This window comes from Holzapfeliella saturejae, from assembly GCF_037546065.1.
Taxonomy (GTDB): domain Bacteria; phylum Bacillota; class Bacilli; order Lactobacillales; family Lactobacillaceae; genus Holzapfeliella; species Holzapfeliella saturejae.
The window spans coordinates 1,129,393-1,145,157 of record NZ_JAWMWG010000001.1 but is presented as its reverse complement, the minus strand read 5'-3'; the positions used below and the strand labels follow the sequence as shown (position 1 = coordinate 1,145,157).

At 33.9% G+C, this 15,765-nt stretch carries 14 protein-coding genes; 10 read left to right on the top strand and 4 right to left on the bottom strand.

Annotation, left to right across the window (positions count from 1 at the left end; translation table 11 throughout):
* Positions 1-7: 7 nt before the first annotated feature.
* The gene (locus R4Y45_RS05705) at positions 8-1,597 is read left to right on the top strand and encodes a peptide chain release factor 3 (protein WP_339970165.1); all 1,590 of its coding nucleotides are present in this window, start codon (positions 8-10) and stop codon (positions 1,595-1,597) included.
* 75 nt (positions 1,598-1,672) lie between these two features.
* Here R4Y45_RS05705 and R4Y45_RS05700 read toward each other — a convergent pair whose 3' ends face one another.
* Positions 1,673-3,838 (bottom strand): ATP-dependent Clp protease ATP-binding subunit, encoded by a 2,166-nt coding sequence (locus R4Y45_RS05700; RefSeq protein WP_339970163.1) that lies wholly within the window; start codon positions 3,836-3,838, stop codon positions 1,673-1,675.
* Between the two features lie 257 nt (positions 3,839-4,095).
* Here R4Y45_RS05700 and R4Y45_RS05695 point away from each other — a divergent pair, with 257 nt between their 5' ends.
* Together R4Y45_RS05695 and R4Y45_RS05690 are read left to right on the top strand one after the other, a co-directional pair.
* Positions 4,096-4,359, top strand: coding sequence for a phosphocarrier protein HPr (locus tag R4Y45_RS05695; RefSeq protein WP_339970161.1), 264 nt, complete (start codon positions 4,096-4,098; stop codon positions 4,357-4,359).
* A gap of 148 nt (positions 4,360-4,507) precedes the next feature.
* Positions 4,508-6,646, top strand: coding sequence for a copper-translocating P-type ATPase (locus R4Y45_RS05690; RefSeq protein ID WP_339970159.1), 2,139 nt, complete (start codon positions 4,508-4,510; stop codon positions 6,644-6,646).
* 19 nt (positions 6,647-6,665) lie between these two features.
* On the opposite strand, the gene R4Y45_RS05685 is transcribed toward R4Y45_RS05690, so the two are convergent.
* Positions 6,666-7,736, bottom strand: coding sequence for a sensor histidine kinase (locus R4Y45_RS05685; protein WP_339970157.1), 1,071 nt, complete (start codon positions 7,734-7,736; stop codon positions 6,666-6,668).
* Between the two features lie 13 nt (positions 7,737-7,749).
* Positions 7,750-8,424: a response regulator transcription factor gene (locus R4Y45_RS05680; protein ID WP_339970155.1), complete on the bottom strand. Its 675-nt coding sequence runs from the start codon at positions 8,422-8,424 to the stop codon at positions 7,750-7,752.
* Between the two features lie 88 nt (positions 8,425-8,512).
* Between R4Y45_RS05680 and R4Y45_RS05675 the strand changes: the two genes are divergently transcribed.
* From R4Y45_RS05675 to R4Y45_RS05650, 6 genes are all read left to right on the top strand, one after another.
* A complete protein-coding gene (locus R4Y45_RS05675) occupies positions 8,513-9,271 on the top strand; it encodes an ABC transporter ATP-binding protein (RefSeq protein WP_339970154.1) in 759 nt (252 codons plus the stop codon).
* The gene (locus tag R4Y45_RS05670) at positions 9,261-11,312 is read left to right on the top strand and encodes a hypothetical protein (RefSeq protein ID WP_339970152.1); all 2,052 of its coding nucleotides are present in this window, start codon (positions 9,261-9,263) and stop codon (positions 11,310-11,312) included. Before R4Y45_RS05675 ends, R4Y45_RS05670 begins: the two co-directional genes overlap by 11 nt.
* Before the next feature lie 18 nt (positions 11,313-11,330).
* Complete coding sequence (locus R4Y45_RS05665) at positions 11,331-12,065, top strand: MBL fold metallo-hydrolase (protein WP_339970149.1); 735 nt, start codon at positions 11,331-11,333, stop codon at positions 12,063-12,065.
* A gap of 227 nt (positions 12,066-12,292) precedes the next feature.
* The gene (spx, locus tag R4Y45_RS05660; protein WP_339970147.1) at positions 12,293-12,691 is read left to right on the top strand and encodes a transcriptional regulator Spx; all 399 of its coding nucleotides are present in this window, start codon (positions 12,293-12,295) and stop codon (positions 12,689-12,691) included.
* Between the two features lie 141 nt (positions 12,692-12,832).
* The gene (locus tag R4Y45_RS05655) at positions 12,833-13,507 is read left to right on the top strand and encodes an adaptor protein MecA (protein ID WP_339970145.1); all 675 of its coding nucleotides are present in this window, start codon (positions 12,833-12,835) and stop codon (positions 13,505-13,507) included.
* A gap of 29 nt (positions 13,508-13,536) precedes the next feature.
* The gene (locus R4Y45_RS05650; protein WP_339970143.1) at positions 13,537-14,475 is read left to right on the top strand and encodes a competence protein CoiA family protein; all 939 of its coding nucleotides are present in this window, start codon (positions 13,537-13,539) and stop codon (positions 14,473-14,475) included.
* Here R4Y45_RS05650 and R4Y45_RS05645 read toward each other — a convergent pair.
* Entirely contained in the window at positions 14,464-15,057 is a 594-nt protein-coding gene (locus tag R4Y45_RS05645) for a CYTH domain-containing protein (protein WP_339970141.1), read from the bottom strand. The two genes, R4Y45_RS05650 and R4Y45_RS05645, sit on opposite strands and share 12 nt — an antisense overlap.
* 75 nt (positions 15,058-15,132) lie before the next feature.
* Between R4Y45_RS05645 and R4Y45_RS05640 the strand changes: the two genes are divergently transcribed.
* Entirely contained in the window at positions 15,133-15,765 is a 633-nt protein-coding gene (locus R4Y45_RS05640) for a GTP pyrophosphokinase (protein WP_339970139.1), read from the top strand.

Genomic DNA, 15,765 nt, shown 5'->3' with positions numbered 1-15,765 from the left:
GAAAAATTTGGATAATTTAAAGCAGCAAGTCGATAGAAGAAGAACCTTTGCCATTATTTCTCACCCCGATGCAGGGAAAACAACCATTACGGAACAACTCTTACTACAAGGTGGGGCTATTCGTAAAGCTGGTACTGTTAAAGCTAAAAAATCTGGGAACTTTGCAACGAGTGACTGGATGGAAATCGAAAAACAACGTGGGATTAGTGTAACGAGTTCGGTTTTACAATTTGATTATGATGGGAAGCACGTTAACATTTTAGATACACCAGGACATGAGGATTTCTCTGAAGATACTTACCGTACTTTAATGGCTGTTGATGCAGCTGTGATGGTAATTGACTCTGCCAAAGGTATTGAGCCTCAAACCAAAAAGCTATTCAAAGTTGTTAAACAACGTGGTATTCCAATTTTTACTTTTATTAATAAGCTTGACCGTGATGGTCGTGAACCGCTTGACTTGATTACAGAGCTTGAGGAATTACTGAATATTGAAGGGTATCCAATGAACTGGCCTATAGGGATGGGTAAAGGACTACGTGGACTTTATGATATTGGTGAACACCATATTGAACTATATCGTCCCGAAGAAGGTCAAGACCGCTTCTTAAAATTAGATAGTGATGGCGAACTAGAAGGTAACCATCCATTAAAAGAAGAATCAATTTACCAGCAAACAATGGAAGATGTTTCGCTACTACTTGAAGCTGGTAACCAATTCGATGAAGAAAAAGTACTGGCAGGACAACAAACACCTGTATTCTTTGGATCAGCTTTGACAAACTTTGGTGTGGAAAGTTTCTTGAATCAATTCTTACAATATGCACCAGCTCCTGAAAGTTCAGAAGTTAATGATGGCGAAAAAACAATTGCAGCGAGTGATGAAACATTTTCAGGATTTGTTTTCAAAATCCAAGCTAATATGAATCCAGCTCACCGTGACCGTATTGCGTTTGTTCGTATTAAGTCAGGTGAATTCCACAAAGGAATGGATATCACATTGGCAAGAACTGGCCAAAAAATCCGCTTGAATAATGCAACTGAATTCATGTCAAGTGAACGTGAACAAGTTGAAACTTCTGTTGCAGGTGATATTGTTGGGTTATATGATACAGGTAACTTCCAAATTGGTGACAGTATTTACTCGGGTAAAGCCAAAATCGAATATCCAAAACTACCAGAATTTACCCCTGAATTATTTATGCAAGTCACTTCAAAAAATGTGATGAAGCAAAAATCATTCCATAAAGGAATGAAGCAACTAGTTCAAGAAGGTGCGGTCCAACTTTACCGTAACTATCAAACTAATGAATATATTCTGGGTGCAGTGGGTCAATTGCAATTTGAAGTGTTCTCATATCGTATGAAGAATGAATACAACTCTGAAGTTGTGATGACACCAATTGGGTCAAGAACAGCTCGTTGGATTAAACCAGAACAACTTGATCCAAGTATGTCATCTTCACGTAACTTATTAGTTAAAGACCGTTTTGACCAACCATTGTTCTTATTTGAAAATGATTTTGCAATGCGTTGGTTCCATGATAAGTATCCTGATGTTGAACTTGAAGCAGGATTTAATGAAAAAGAAGTTTAGATTATATAAAAAGACACTAGCAATTATGCTAGTGTCTTTTTGTCTGTCTGTTTACTATTTTTATTAAGTTAATCATTAGTTTGCTTTTGTCACTTTAATTTCATCGTTTTCAACACGTGCTTCAAGTTGTTTATCTTGCGGATGTTCTAGGTAGTAATCAGCTACTTTATCTTCAATCATTTCTTGAATAACACGACGTAATGGACGTGCACCCATAGCAGGGTTGTAACCTAAATCAACTAATTTTTCTTTAGCAGGTTCAGTCACATGAATAGAAAGTCCCTTATCTTGAATCATGTCATTAGTATCATTAATCATTAGACTGACAATATTAATCAGACTTTCTTTTGGTAAACGTTTAAATTCAACAATATCATCAAATCTGTTTAAGAATTCAGGTTGGAAGTAATCAGTTAGACGGTTAACAACTGAATGATTTTCGCCATTCATGGTTGCACTGAAACCAACGCTAGCTTCTTGAACAGCTTGTCCAGCATTAGAAGTCATGATGATAATTGTGTCTTTAAATGAAACCGTACGTCCTTGTGAATCAGTTAGACGACCATCATCTAAGATTTGTAAGAACATGTGTAAAACATCTGGATGAGCTTTTTCAATTTCATCTAGTAAAATTAAGCTATAAGGGTTACGACGAACTTTTTCAGTTAGTTGTCCAGCTTCTTCATAGCCAACATAACCCGGAGCAGAACCGATTAATTTTGAAACTGCTTGTTTTTCCATATATTCAGACATGTCAAAACGAATCATAGAGTCTTTGGTACCGAATAATTGTTTAGCTAGTTGTTTAGCTAGTTCAGTTTTACCCACACCAGTTGGACCCACAAACATAAATGATCCAATAGGGCGACCAGACTTGTTGAAACCAACACGGTTACGGCGGATTGCACGAGCAACTTCAGAAACGGCCTTGTCTTGACCAATAACATGTTCTTTCAGGTCATCTGCTAGATGAATAAGTTGAGATTGTTCTTGTTCTTTCAAATCGCCAACAGGGATGTTTGTTTTTTCTTCAATAATTTTTTCAATGATTCTTTCAGAAATAACAGGCATCTTGTCAGGATCCTCAGAATTACTTTCATTCATCTTTTGATATTTTTCAATTTGATCACGGTAGTAAGCTGCTTTTTCGTAATCTTCTTGTTTAAGTGCATCTTGTTTTAACTTTTCAGCTTCATCAATGCGTTTTTTGAGCGTATGAGTATCTACAGCTGGAATAGTTAAGTTCATACGAGAACCAGCTTCATCAAGTAAATCAATCGCTTTGTCTGGTAAGAAGCGGTCTTGAATGTAGCGGTTAGATAGATTAGCTGCTGCTGTAATTGCTTTTTCATCGTATTTAACATGGTGGTAATCTTCATATTTCTTTTGAAGACCATGTAAAATTTTTACAGTTTCATCAACGCTAGGTTCTTTAACTTGAATAGGTTGGAAACGGCGAGCTAAAGCAGCATCTTTTTCAATAGTACGGTATTCACTAAATGTTGTAGCCCCAACTAATTGAATTTCACCACGAGCAAGAGCAGGTTTTAAGACGTTACCAGCGTCCATACCACCATCAGCATTACCGGCACCCACGATTTCATGGATTTCATCGATAAATAAGATGATATCTGGATCTTGTTTAAGTTCATTCATAAGTTGTTGCATACGTTGTTCAAATTGACCTCGCATACTAGTTCCTTGGACAAGAGAAACCACATCCAAGCGAACGACTTTACGATTTTGTAATTTAGAAGGAACGGCACCATCAGCAATTTGTTGGGCAAGTCCTTCAACAACGGCTGTTTTACCAACACCTGCTTCACCAATTAGAACAGGATTATTCTTAGTTCTACGGTTTAGGACTTCAATGACACGAGCCACTTCTTTATCACGACCGATAACGGGATCGATTTTACCTTTTCTAGCTTGATCAGTTAAGTTAACACCAAATTGACCAAGTAGGGTGTTATCACCACCGTTACCTTTATTACTACTTTGTTGTTGTTTAGCATTTGGATTACCTTGATTTAATTGTGCGAATAAATCGTCGAAGTTAGAAAATCCAAAGATATTATCATTATTATCGTCTTGTTTTGAATTAAAAAATTCAGCATTGTTTTGTTGATTCTTCATTTGTTGATAACAGTTTTGGCAAAGATTTAATTCTTTACGACTACCATTAACACTTGTATAAAGATGGATTGTAGCATCATTTTGATGACAGTTTTGACAAACCATATCATTCACACCTTTCTTTTGAAAAATTTGAAAGCGAGTGAGACTTTCAAAAGGAATATGTTCATTATACTTTTAGCACTCTCATATTTCAAGTGCTAAACTATAATTAACTTACAAAAAATAATTAAAAATGTTAAGATAAGGGTCTGCAATGGGAATATACTTATTGTTATTTAAGGTAAAAAATGATAATCTTTAATTGTAGGAGAAGACTTAATTTCTTCAGTCCATTTTTATTTAAAAGGAGATAGATAGACATGGAAAAACGCGACTATCACATTACATCCGAAACTGGGATTCATGCACGTCCAGCAACATTACTAGTTCAGACAGCTAGTAAATTTGATTCAAAATCTACCTTAGAATACCAAGGCAAAACCGTTGATTTAAAATCAATCATGGGTGTTATGTCTTTAGGTGTGGGACAAGGGTCAGATGTTGTTGTCAGTGTTGATGGCGACGATGCTTCTGCAGCTTTAGATGCAATTGACGAAACAATGAAAAAAGAAGGTCTTGTTTAAGACATAATTTTTAATAGCCAAGTGGTTATTTTAGTATCAATAGTTATATTGGTGCTTTTTTTTTGCCTAAATTTAAATTGATACTTACAAAAAGTTAGTTAAGTGGTATACTTATGCTAGAAAGTTAAATTTTGAAGGGGGTAGTTTGATGAAAAATCAAAAACACGACAATCATCAACATCATATGGACCATTCACATATGGACCACAGTAATCATTCAACTATGAATCATAGTGATCACATGAATCATGACCACAATCATATGCACATGGATCATTCACACATGAATCATGATCATGGTGGAATGGACCACAGTATGCATGGCCATGGCATGGCGCACATGGGTAATTTGAAACAAAAATTAATTATTTCGTTAATTTTGGCTATTCCGGTAGTTTTCTTATCACCAATGATGGATGTTCCTTTATTTTTTCAATTTGAATTTCCGGGTTCGCAATGGTTAGTATTAATTTTATCAACTATTTTGTATTTCTATGGTGGGGCACCATTCTTACTCGGTGCAAAAGATGAGATTAAACATCGATCACCTGCGATGATGACTTTGGTTGCAATGGGAATTAGTGTTGCTTACTTTTATAGTTTGTATTCCTTTGTTGCAAATGAATTCTTCCATCAACATACAATGAACTTTTTCTTTGAACTAGCAACGCTAATCGTCATTATGATTGCTGGTCATTGGATTGAAATGAATGCGACGATGCAGGCTAATAATGCCCTTGATAATTTATCAAAATTATTACCTGAAAAAGCACAACTGGTAGATGAACACGGCCATGCTCATGAAGTGTTATTATCTGAAGTTAAAGAAAATCAAACACTTATGATTAAAGCCGGCGAAACAATCCCAGCTGATGGTGTTATTACCAAAGGAAATACACAAGTTAATGAATTTTTAGTAACAGGTGAATCTAAAGCCGTTGCTAAAGAAGCTGGTGAAACCGTTATTGGTGGTTCAACTAATGAAGATGGAACAATTTTGGTTCAAGTTACTGGTGTTGGAAACAGTGGCTATCTTTCAAAAATTAAACAATTAGTCATGGACGCTCAACAAAACAAATCAAAAGTTGAAACCTTGGCTGATAAAGTAGCTGGTTGGCTATTTTATGCAGCAGTTTTAGTTGGTTTAGTTGCCTTTATTACTTGGTTGTTCTTTGGCACAGTAGCCAATGCATTTCTTGTGTTAGTAACTGTCTTGGTTATTGCATGTCCACATGCCTTAGGACTGGCTATTCCACTTGTGACGGCTCGATTTACGTCACTTTCAGCGGTTAATGGTCTATTAATCAAAAACCGTGACGTGATTGAATTGACTTCACAAATTGATTATATTGCATTAGATAAAACAGGAACCTTAACTGATGGTAAGTTTGAGGTGGCTCATTTTGAAAGTCTCAGTCAAAAAATTTCTAAAGAAGAAGCTTTAGCTATTGCAGCAGCCTTAGAATCACAATCCAGTCATCCTGTTGCCAAAAGTATTGTCAAATTTGCAACTGATCAACAAATTCATTTTGATGCACCTGAAGAAGTGAATGCTATTAAAGGTGTCGGCTTGTCAGGAAGTGTTTCTGGCAAAACGTATCAGATCGTTTCAAAATCTTACCTAGATCAACATAACTTATCAGTAGATGCAACTAGTTATCAAAGTTTAGCCGCTCAAGGTTTGACGGTTTCTTATTTAATTGCTGACCAAGAAGTGTTAGCGGTTGTGGCTACAGGTGACAAAATTAAACCAGAAGCTAAATCATTTATTGAAAAACTTAAAGCTCAAAATATTACACCCGTTATGCTAACAGGTGATAATGCGTTAACTGCTCAAAAAGTAGCTGATCAGTTAGGTATTACAGAAGTACAGGCACAATTGTTGCCCCAAGATAAATTAGACTATATCCACCAATTACATCACAAAGGACACCGTGTTATGATGATTGGTGATGGGATTAATGATGCTCCAACGCTAGCTGCATCAGATATTGGTGTTGCTATTGGTTCAGGGACTGACGTTGCTATTGATGCAGCAGATGTCGTGTTAACTAGTCAATCGCTGGATAAAGTTCTAGCTTTATTTGAATTAACGAAGTTAACTAAACGTAAGATGGTAGAAAACCTCTGGTGGGGAGCAGGTTATAATATCTTAGCCTTACCACTAGCTGCAGGTATTCTAGCACCAATTGGCTTTATGCTTAATCCAGCTGTCGGGGCAGTTTTAATGTCCTTATCAACAGTTATTGTTGCAATTAATGCCATGACTTTAAAATTTAAAGCTTAAAAAATAAAAGAACAAAAGCCTAAGCTTTTGTTCTTTTTTTGTAGGATAAATTATTATCTTGGTTTTCATCATTATAATAAGATAAAAAAGGAAATTGAATAGAGAAGGTGGTTCCTTTACCAGGGGTAGAACTGACCGTTAGCTCATGACCTAATTTTTGAGCCATTTTTTGAGCAAGATAAAGACCTAGACCTGTTGATTTTTTATCTTGTTTACGACCGTTTTCACCCGTGAATCCCTTGTCAAAAATTCGGGAAATATCTTGTTTTGGAATCCCAACACCCGTATCGGTAATTTGTAAGATAGTAACTTTATGGTCTTGAATAATTTTGGCTTTGATAGAACCATTATCAGGCGTGTACTTCAAAGCATTTGAAAATAATTGTGTCAAAATATAAGCTAACCATTTTTGATCCGTCAAAATAGGGGTATCTTCGCCTTCAAGTTCAAATTGAATATGTTTTTCTAAAAAAGTCGTCATATTCTCTAATGCTACTTGGTTCACAATTTTTTTCAGACGGTAACGCTGGATGAGGTAATCTTGCGTAAAATTATCTAAACGAGAGTAATAAAGCACTTGATCAACCAAATGACTAATTTGACTAATTTCCGTTTTGATTTGTCGGTTTTTATTATCCGTAATTTGCGTTTGAATGTTTTCTTGTAAAAGCTGTAAGGCAGCTAGGGGGATTTTAATTTCATGAACCCATGAATCAACGTATTCAGTTTGGTCATTTTGTCGATTGATTAATTTTAAATTTTCTTCTTTACCGTAGTCAACTAAAGTATTGTATGCTTTTTGATAAATCAATTCACTTTGACTTTTACCTGTTTTGAGGGTTTGATTATAGCTTTTATGAGGATATTGCGTTCGAAAATAAAGCTCCATTAAAAAGGGTCGCTTTTTTAAGTAAGAACCAATTGTAAATCCGACTAAAATCAATAAACAAATGCCATCTAGATAAAGCAGATTAAACCAGTGAATACTTTGGGTAGGGTCGAGCCAAAGGACAACGTTCATAATGGCAATCAATGCAATAAACAATCCTAGAAAAGGTAGTTGGTCCCTTAGAAATTTAAGAAAGATCATAACTTACTCCTAACTATTCGATCAAATAACCCTGGCCAACTTTAGTCTTGATAAAGTCTTTAGCACCAGCCACTTCAATTTTTTTACGAAGTCGATTAATATTAACCGTTAGTGTATTATCATCAACAAAGCGTTCATCTTCCCAAAGACTACGCAATAAATGGTCTCTTGAAACAATTTGACCACTTTGATTCATTAAAACTTGCAGTAGCTTATATTCATTTTTTGATAAATCAATCGCTTGGTCATTCACTTTAACGGTCGAGTTTGATAAATTTAAAGTAACATTATGCAAGGAAATAATATCTTGATGATCATCTTTATAATTATAAGTACGACGCAGTAACGCATTAATTTTAGCGACTAAAACGTCAGTTGAAAAAGGCTTAGAAACGTAATCATCAGCTCCCATATTCATCGCCATAACCATATCCATGTTGGTATTACGTGAGGAAATAAAAATAATTGGGATTTTAGAGTGTAAGCGAATCCGTTGGTTCCAGTAAAAGCCATCGTATACAGGAAGATTAATGTCCATCAAAATCAAATGAGGTTGTGTCTTTAAAAAGAGCTCTTCAACATCATTAAAATCATCAACGATAATCGGTTCCATTTGCCATTTTTCGATGGCTTCAGCAATCAGTGTGTTCACTGTGCGGTCATCTTCAACAATCATTATTTTGTACATGAGTATTCACCTTGTCATTTAAATTAGTTATTATTAAGGATAACAAATTATGACGTTTTTGGGGTCAAAAAATCAAGGGGAGTTTGATATGAGTTATATAACATTTAATCAGGTTTCAAAATTATATGGATATGGGGTTAACCAAGTTCAAGCACTTGATAATTTAAGCTTTAAGTTAGAGAAGGGTGAATTTTTAGGGATTATGGGTCCTTCAGGTTCAGGGAAGAGCACTATCTTAAACTTATTAGCTCAAATTGATTATTTATCATTTGGGAAAATTACTATGGATGGCATTGATTTAAGGGATTTTTCTGATAGTCAACGTGCTAAAAATCGCCAAAGAAAGATGGGACTTATTTTTCAAGACCCTAACTTATTAAGTTCCTTAACTGTTAAAGAAAATATCGAGTTATCTTTGCTAGCGTTACGGGTTAAACGTAAAGATGTTGAAGAAAAAATTTTTGATATTGCAAATCGGTTAAATATTGAAGCTTTACTCGACCAAAATGTATTTGATTTGTCTCCTGGACAACAGCAAAAAGTTAGTGCAGCTAGAGCTATTATCAAAGAACCAGAGTTGATCTTAGCTGATGAACCAACCGGCAGTTTAGACTCAAAATCAGCGACTTACTTGCTGCAATTTTTGACACAGTTGAATCGTGAGCATCATAGTTTAGTAATGGTTACTCATGATCCTTTTGCGGCGAGTTATTGTGATCGGATTATTTTTGTGAAAGATGGGCGACTCTTTTCTCAAATTAATCGTGTAGATAGTCGACAAGCCTTCTTTGAGTCAATTGTTGAAATGCAAGCGACAGTTGGTGGAGGTGAAGGTTATGATTTTTAAAGCCGCACTCAAAGACCTTAAAAGTAATATTGGCTATTTTACGGTTTATGCAACAGCAGTTGCCCTAGCAATCGCTGTTTATTTTTTCTTTGCTAACTTGTCTTATAATCCTAATTATCAAACTATTGATTCGAATTCAATGCTCGGAACTTATATGATGAGTATTAGTATCATTGCCATGCTAACTAAATTTTCAGAATTAGTCTTTATTATCTTGTTTTTAATTATTACCTCTATTTTGTTTTTCAAAATTTCTAAAAATAATTTAGCCAAGTTATTAATTGCTGGGTTCAATAAAAGCCAAGTTGTCCGTTTTTTTGCTATTCAACAGTTTATTATTCACTTTGGTGCATTAATAGTAGGGATTATCATTGGTATTATTAGCACGCCACTTTTGAATTTAATATTAATTCGATTGTTAGGTTGGCATAATACATGGAGTATGGTGCTAAAAGCACCCCTTCAAGAAACATTCTTAACATTTTTAGTTGTTTTTGGGATGCAATTTTTGATTTTGACTTTGACGACACGATTGTTAAAAACACCAACGTACTTTAACAATTATGCGAATCCTAAAAAGTCTGAAATTAAAAGGCGAAAATTAAGAAGAAGTCCCAATATTTTAGTTTCATTTTTACAACTACTACTTTTAATGGGAATTATTATGTCAGTATTTCAATTGACAAGATTTCCTGTTTTTTATGCTTTTTTGAGTCTTTTATTTTTAATTACATTTTTTAGATGGTGGATTTTTCGAGTATTAGAAAAGAAAAAACGAAAAAGACGGGCAAATGATTTGAAAGTCGTTGTTTACAGTCAATTAAAACGAAGTCTGTCTGATAGTAGTTGGACAGCAATCGTGATTGGGATTATCAATATGTTGGCTATAATCGGTCTATTTATTTTTGCGTATGGTGATAATGGTCTGGCTCAAAATAACGTAAGAATAAATCCTTCTGAATTTGTGACAACTAGTTTTAATCAAGCAGAAGTTGAACGGGTTATGCGGGATAATAACTTAACAATTGAACATCAACAAGTAATGCCTATTAAGTTATTATATTACACTAATGTCTCAAATCGTAAATTTGGTGTAATCTCACAATCCAGTTATAATCAAGCTATTCGAGAGGGATTTTTGAACCGAGTTTATCCGGCAACTAATCGGCCAAATGTCTCAAATGAACAACTAGGAGCTAAAGAAATAACATTGACAGATGGACAATTCAGTTTTATATTGTATGGTTTTTTCTCAGGAGATACCCTTGAACTAAATTTAGAGAATGGTCGAAAAAAAGCCTTTCATGTAGATGAGTGGATGACAAATAGACCTAAGCCCGCAGGGTATGGCCTAATACCTGATCAAAATATTATTGTTTCGGACCAAGATTTTGCACAAATTCAATCAGATGTTACTTACCAAGTGATTTCTTATAATATTAAGCCTAGCCAAGTTCAAAATTATAAACAAACATTAAGTGATTTAGCTAATGATTTGACTAATCAAAATATTAATATAAAAGCTATAGTAGAGAACGATAAAAAAAGTCAATTAACGGTTGAAGATATGGCTATTTTAAATTCAGATTCAGCTAGGATACCCTTCAGTTTTGCCACTTTGAGTGCTTACAATTCTTATTATAAAGATCAAGTTACTTCGTCTTATGTTTTATCAAATATCCAATTCATTTTAATTGTTTTTAGTGGTTTGTTAATTATTGCGACACAAGTTATCTTACTATTAAAGCTAAATACTGATTTCAGTCAGAACTTAACTGATTATCAATCATTAGTTAAACTAGGTAATTTGAAATCAGATATTAAAAAATTAGTATTTAAATATACAGCATATTATTTTTTGATGCCGACACTATTTGTTATGGTATACATGATTCTCTTATTAATTCCATTTATTCTATATTTAAACTTTACGGGTTATCCTAGCTTTATAACTTTATGTGGATTGGTTATAGGGTTTACAATAGTAGCGTATTATGCAATTTATCAAAATTATTGGTATTTAGTTAAACAAAAAATTTAGTTACAAAGGAGTAAAATTATGAAATTAACAGTACTAGGTATTTATGGTGGCTATCCTTATGCAGGTTCAGCTAGCTCATCTTATTTATTACAATCAGAAGATGGATTCAACTTATTACTTGATGCAGGTAGCGGGTCACTTTTGGCACTTGAACACTACTTAGATCCATTTGAGTTGGATGCGGTATTATTATCACACTATCATCATGATCATGCGAGTGATATTGGAGTATTACAATATTACTACCAATTACATCCGGGTGAAAAAAGACAATCAGTATTACCAATTTATGGTCATAATCAAGACTTTATTAGCTTCGCAAATCTAAGTATGGATGGTATTACAAAAGGGTATCCTTACTTTGATTATCAGCCGCTTGATTTAGGACCATTTGAAATTAGTTTTTTAAGAACGCAACACCCTGTTCCAGCCTATGCGATGAGAATTACTGAAAAAACAACAGGTAAAGTTTTCGTATTTACAGCTGATACTGCTTACTTTGAAGACTTAGTTGACTTTAGTCGTGATGCTGATTTGCTGTTAACAGATACAAATTTTGCTAAGGATAAGACTGGACGTAAATGGCACATGACTTCTGAAGAGTCAGCACAGTTAGCTCAAAAAGCAGGGGCTAAGTCTTTATTATTGAGTCATTTACCTCAAACAATTGATCATCAACAAATTTTAGCTGAGGCTAAAGAGGTATTCTCACACGCCGAAATTGCTAAAGTTGGGTTAATTCAAAAAATTTAAGAAAAATAAAAATAAACAAATAAATAAGAATGGAATTAAAATTAATAAAAACTTATGAATTTGTTAATAGTGTTTAATGACTTTGATGAGGCTCTTTTATAAGAACAAGACTAATTAGATATAATTTATTTTTTAAATTAAGTAGTATTGTGCAAAATTTAGTTGTATACTACGAATTGTTAAAGAGATTATCTAAATTAGAGTTCAAAGCAAAGGAGCGTGGTCAAATGGTCAACTTATATACATCACCAAGTTGTACATCATGTCGTAAAGCAAAGTCTTGGTTAGAAGAAAATGGCATTTCTTATGTTGAGAGAAATATTTTTGCTAACCCATTATCAAAAGAAGAGATTAAAAAGATTTTAAGCATGACTGAAGAAGGAACAAAAAAATTAATTTCAAGACGTTCAAAACTTTTTCAAAAATTAGATGTCGAACTTGAAGATTTATCACTAGATAAGCTAGTTGAATTACTAGTACAAGAACCAGGATTATTGATTCGTCCTATCATCACGGATGACAAACGTTTACAAATTGGATTTAATGAAGATGAAATCAGACGCTTTTTGCCTCGTACAGTTAGACAACAAGAGTTAAGAGAAGTCGAAGAGATGGAAGGCTTTTAAATCAATTAAAATAGATGTAGAATCAGATAGTTTTGTCTGGTTCTTTTTTTATAAATCAGTTAAAATATAGACAGTCCTTAATTAATAAATTTAATGAAATGGAATTATAAGAACTTCAGAATTACGAGAGGTGGTATTAATATGGAAATGCAACGTATTAACGACAACACAATTCGAGTGATTCTTGGTAGTGAAGATTTAGAAGAGCGTGGTATTACCATGTTAGATCTTCTAGGAAATCAAGGACATATTGAGCAATTCTTCAGAAATATCCTAGAAGAAGTAGACGAAAATCATACTTTTGCCCAAAACGATGCCGTAACATTCCAAATTATGCCTAGCAACGATGGGTTAGAGCTATTAATTAGTCGAACCAATATGAAAAAATCTGCCGTTTCTTCTGACCAATCGGTGCAAGAGTCACAGAATAATGCCCAACAATTACAAGAATTATTACAATCATTAGATGACGGATCAATTTCTCATGTAGATGCAAATGAAGATAAGAAGAATACTTCTGACTATTACCGTATTTATGAATTTAATAGTATTGAAGACGCTATTGAATTAGCCAAAGAATTACCTCATGTTAGTGGGGTTGATACAAAACTTTATGCGGACTCAACTAGTCAAACATATCTCATGTCATTTAGGTTTGATCCTCATCAGTCATATGAACTATCTATCAAAGATTTTTGGATTATGGTAAATGAATTTGGCGATTTGATTCAAGGTGAAACAAAATTACTTTTATCAAATGCTAAGTGTGTCTTAACGGACAATGCTATAGAGAATTTAAAAACTTATTTCGATTAAAAAAAGACACCCGACGTAGTTAATACTGGGTGTCTTTTTTGTATGCAGCTTTAGTTAACAAACAACTGATTTATGCAACGCATTATCAGCCACAAAAATTAGACAAATTAAAGTGTCCAAAATGTTTAAAAAAGGTACGTTTTGTTAAAGCAAATGGCAAAACACCTTATTTTAAACACTTAGCTAAAATAGTGGTTAATGATGAAACTGCTGAGCATCAAGCATTAAAAAAACAACTATTTGTTATTTTAACCGATATTTATCCGCACGTGTCATTAGAAAAAGCATTGCCAAATCAAAAAGTAAGACCAGATATCTTAATTAAGGGTAGAAACAGGCAATTAGCAATTGAGATTCAGTGCTCGCCATTGAGTGAAGCCAGTCATCAATTTAGACATAATCACTACCGACAATTTGGACTTGAAGATATTTGGTTAGTTGGGAAAAAACTTCACTTAAACCAGCGACTAGGCAAAAAACATATTCGGTTTTTAAGGTATCAAAAAAATCTGGGCTTTTATTTAATTGAGCTACACTTAGATAGCCAAGAAATCAAATTAAAGTACCAGATTATGAGACAAGACTTTGCAACGATAGCACGATATCAAGTGAAAACGGTTAGCTTAACTAAGCACGGATTTAACCAACTTCTTTCATTTATGAAAACAGAGCAAACAATGAAAAACTATCCACCAATACCACTAAAATGGGACAAATATCAAAAAGAACTTGAAACAATCAAACGTTTGGCCTATGCTAACGGTTACAATGTTAAAAAGTTATTAGATGAGTGTTATACCAGTTATCGACAACCTTACTTTTTGTCTAGTGAAACAACAGCAAAAAGTAAAATCAAACTCGGTCTTGCAGATGATTTAACCATCTATTTGCCGATTGCTTTAAGGCATCTTAATCCAGAAGTAATCAGGCAAAAAAAGAGCCGTCAGATTCGTGAATTACTTTATTAATCGATGGTCAAAAGCACGAGCCACTTTATTTTTTTGGGGCATATCAGAAGTTAAATTGAACGTTTTTTTCAAAAACCTCATGGCATCTTGTGCAGCTTCTAAATGGTCTGTTTCAATTTCTAATTCATAATCACGTGTGCCGTCTAAATAATCTGTTTGATCTAGTGTTAGTTCTAAGTCTTCAGGCCCATGTAAAAGATAACGATGGGTATGAGCTTGAGCTAACCGATAAAAGGCCCGATTTTCAAAGTGATGGCTAAGATAATCGCCTACTTTACCTGAAAAAGTGACAGCGTCTGTTGCGAGCATTTTTTCAATTTTGCTTAAAGATAAAGGATCCGTTATTTCACGTAATGAATGTGTGGTATTATTTGGGAGAGGGACTTTGAGTGTCTGTTCACCTGTGTTTTTGAATTGTCTAATTCTTAAACCACAATTTGCATTTTTTAAACAAGCATCTTTTGAATCAAAATAGTAATTGGTTTGCTGAATCGCTTTCTTCAGCGTGTAAGCTGATAATAATTTGTTAAATTGATTTTGAGTGAGCATTAACTTGAATTCTGTTTCAATTGTTTCTGACATATTGTTTACCTCGCTTTAATTTTAATTGTTACCTACATTCTAAAATAAAAAGTCCCGTTGGAGGAAGAATAAACTATGATAAAAGATTGGAAAAAATTTTTATGGCCTTATCAACAGGCTGTAAATGAACTAAAAGTTAAATTTAGAGGCTTACGTGTAAGTTACTTAGATCAAACGAACCATTCACCAATTGAGTTTGTGACAGGTCGCGTTAAGCCTGTTGAAAGTATCGAAGAAAAACTAAAAAGAAGATATGTTGCTGAAGAATTAATAGAGCAAGATTTACAAGATATTGCTGGTATTCGAATTATGTGTCCCTTTGTGGAAGATGTTTATCAAGTTATTGATGTCATTCATAGTCGAACAGATATGACGGTAGTTGAAGAACGTGATTATATTCAAAATGACAAACCAAGTGGCTATCGTTCTTATCATATGGTAATCGAATATCCTGTTTATCAATATAACGAAGAGAAGAAAGTTGTCTTAGCTGAGATTCAATTGCGAACATTGGCAATGAACTTTTGGGCAACATTAGAGCATAGTTTGAATTATAAGTACCCTAATGATTACGCACCTGAAGTCAAAGATCGCTTAAAAGATGTCGCACAAAAAGCTTATGAACTTGATGTCGAAATGTCTGAAATTCGAAAAGAAATTGAAGAGTCACATCGAAGACAGCAGTTAACACAGAATTTAAAACAGTAG

Excerpts from the sequence above, each read along its gene's own strand:
- R4Y45_RS05700 (WP_339970163.1), bottom strand. The coding sequence starts at position 3,838 with ATGGTTTGTCAAAACTGTCATCAAAATGATGCTACAATCCATCTTTAT.
- R4Y45_RS05685 (WP_339970157.1), bottom strand. The coding sequence starts at position 7,736 with ATGATCTTTCTTAAATTTCTAAGGGACCAACTACCTTTTCTAGGATTG.
- R4Y45_RS05640 (WP_339970139.1), top strand. The coding sequence starts at position 15,133 with ATGATAAAAGATTGGAAAAAATTTTTATGGCCTTATCAACAGGCTGTA.
- R4Y45_RS05680 (WP_339970155.1), bottom strand. The coding sequence starts at position 8,424 with ATGTACAAAATAATGATTGTTGAAGATGACCGCACAGTGAACACACTG.
- R4Y45_RS05695 (WP_339970161.1), top strand. The coding sequence starts at position 4,096 with ATGGAAAAACGCGACTATCACATTACATCCGAAACTGGGATTCATGCA.
- R4Y45_RS05655 (WP_339970145.1), top strand. The coding sequence starts at position 12,833 with ATGGAAATGCAACGTATTAACGACAACACAATTCGAGTGATTCTTGGT.
- spx (WP_339970147.1), top strand. The coding sequence starts at position 12,293 with ATGGTCAACTTATATACATCACCAAGTTGTACATCATGTCGTAAAGCA.
- R4Y45_RS05670 (WP_339970152.1), top strand. The coding sequence starts at position 9,261 with ATGATTTTTAAAGCCGCACTCAAAGACCTTAAAAGTAATATTGGCTAT.
- R4Y45_RS05645 (WP_339970141.1), bottom strand. The coding sequence starts at position 15,057 with ATGTCAGAAACAATTGAAACAGAATTCAAGTTAATGCTCACTCAAAAT.
- R4Y45_RS05665 (WP_339970149.1), top strand. The coding sequence starts at position 11,331 with ATGAAATTAACAGTACTAGGTATTTATGGTGGCTATCCTTATGCAGGT.
- R4Y45_RS05675 (WP_339970154.1), top strand. The coding sequence starts at position 8,513 with ATGAGTTATATAACATTTAATCAGGTTTCAAAATTATATGGATATGGG.
- R4Y45_RS05690 (WP_339970159.1), top strand. The coding sequence starts at position 4,508 with ATGAAAAATCAAAAACACGACAATCATCAACATCATATGGACCATTCA.